This is a genomic window from Deltaproteobacteria bacterium (genome assembly GCA_016874735.1).
GTDB lineage: Bacteria > Bdellovibrionota_B > Oligoflexia > Oligoflexales > CAIYRB01 > CAIYRB01.
The window spans coordinates 1-1,545 of sequence record VGTI01000165.1; the positions used below are offsets into that span (position 1 = coordinate 1).

Consider the following 1,545-nt stretch of genomic DNA (forward strand, 5'->3'; position numbering starts at 1 on the left):
CAAAACCCGACGCTTTTTGTTTTTATTCCTGGCGCTACTGCCATTCGCGCTGATTGAGCGCGTCGAGTTCTTCACGCCGCTCATCATGGCACTGGCATCGTACCCGCTGTTCAGCTTGGATGAGATTGGGGCCGAGCTGCAAAATCCATTTTCGCCCCGTAACTTGAGCCATCTGCCCCTTGATGGCATTTGCGATAATATCGCGAAAAACGTCTTGGCTCTTATCGACCAGAGGCATCCGGGCTGATCCGATCATTGCAGACTGACGACGCTAGCTCCCTTTTGACCCTGGCCCCGCATGGCTAGTGCGGCCTTCTCGGCTTCGGCCTCGGTTGGGAAAAGCCCGCGTCTTACGCGGTAGATGACGTGTCCTTGGTGATTGAGTGGCGTGTAGTAGGCATCGTTGCCCTGCGCCTGCAGGGCTGCTACCAAAGTTTCAGCTTCTTCTTTTTGCTCGAAGACGGCTAGTTCGACGGTGTAGAGTGCCTCGGGCGTGGGTTTAGGCTCCACCTTGGTGGCAGCCATACTGGCGGCAATCGAACCCACACTCCTGTAGAAGAACCCCCCACTCTCATCGTCATCGCGCCCCCCTGCGTTGATGATTTTACCCCTAAGCGGACTGATCTCTAGACCGAAGGCGGCGATCATGCCGGCAGCGATCAAGGTGGCAAAACCAAGGAACGCAAGGATGACCCGTGTGCTTTGAGACAAGCTCAGATTCGTTGACTTCGTTGGCTTCGTTAGCTTCGTTGGCAAGGACCTTACTCCCTACGTCATGACATGGTATGACACTCATTATAGCCGGAATTTTCTGATGCGGTAGAGGATCCAAAGATGAGCAGCAAAGCCAGCAGCGCCAAGGTCGCCCAGGAGGCGATTAGACTCACCGGGGTCTCTACCAATAATCTTAAGTCCATCGATGTGGCGTTCCCGCTTGGTGAGATCACCGTAGTGACCGGAGTCTCAGGGTCGGGCAAGAGCTCGCTGGTGTTTGATACGCTGTATGGCGAGGCCTACCGACGTTATGTCGATAGCTTATCGAGCTTTGCGCGGCAGTACCTCCAGGCTTTGCCTAAGCCCGCTGTGACGACGGTTGAGAACCTCCCACCAGCCATCGCGGTACGGCAGATGGCTGCCACCGGCACCAGTCGGTCCACCGTGGGCACGGCAACGGAGACGGTCGATTTACTGCGGGTCATTTTTACTCATCTGGCCGAGATCACCTGCTATAAGTGCCAAGGTCCGGTGAAAAAGGACCATCCACAGGCCATCAGTCGTGAGACCGTAGCGACACGTCAGGGCGCGAAGCTGCTGGTTGCCGCTACGCTCGAGCGTTGGGGTAAGGTGGGGGCAAAGGAACTAAAGGCCCAGCTAGAAGCGGCTGGGTTTAGTCGCTTGCTGACGGCTGCCGGCAATGTCGTCAAGCTCGACGACGCTAAGGCTACTGACCTGAAAGGTGCTGCAGTCGTGGTCGATCGCGTCACGGTGACAGCAGACAGTCATGATCGCTTGACTGAGTCGCTGACCCTAGGTTTCAAGGTGGGG

Annotated in this window: 3 protein-coding genes; 1 reads left to right on the top strand and 2 read right to left on the bottom strand. The window is 56.6% G+C overall.

All coding sequences use genetic code 11. The features are described from left to right. Positions 1–34: 34 nt before the first annotated feature. Together FJ146_20000 and FJ146_20005 are read right to left on the bottom strand one after the other, a co-directional pair. The gene (locus FJ146_20000; protein ID MBM4254256.1) at positions 35–238 is read right to left on the bottom strand and encodes a hypothetical protein; all 204 of its coding nucleotides are present in this window, start codon (positions 236–238) and stop codon (positions 35–37) included. Positions 239–252: 14 nt separating this feature from the next. Continuing rightward, entirely contained in the window at positions 253–756 is a 504-nt protein-coding gene (locus tag FJ146_20005; protein MBM4254257.1) for a hypothetical protein, read from the bottom strand. Between the two features lie 78 nt (positions 757–834). Between FJ146_20005 and FJ146_20010 the strand changes: the two genes are divergently transcribed. Continuing rightward, the coding region (locus FJ146_20010) for an excinuclease ABC subunit A (GenBank protein MBM4254258.1) at positions 835–1,545 on the top strand (711 nt) is incomplete at its 3' end.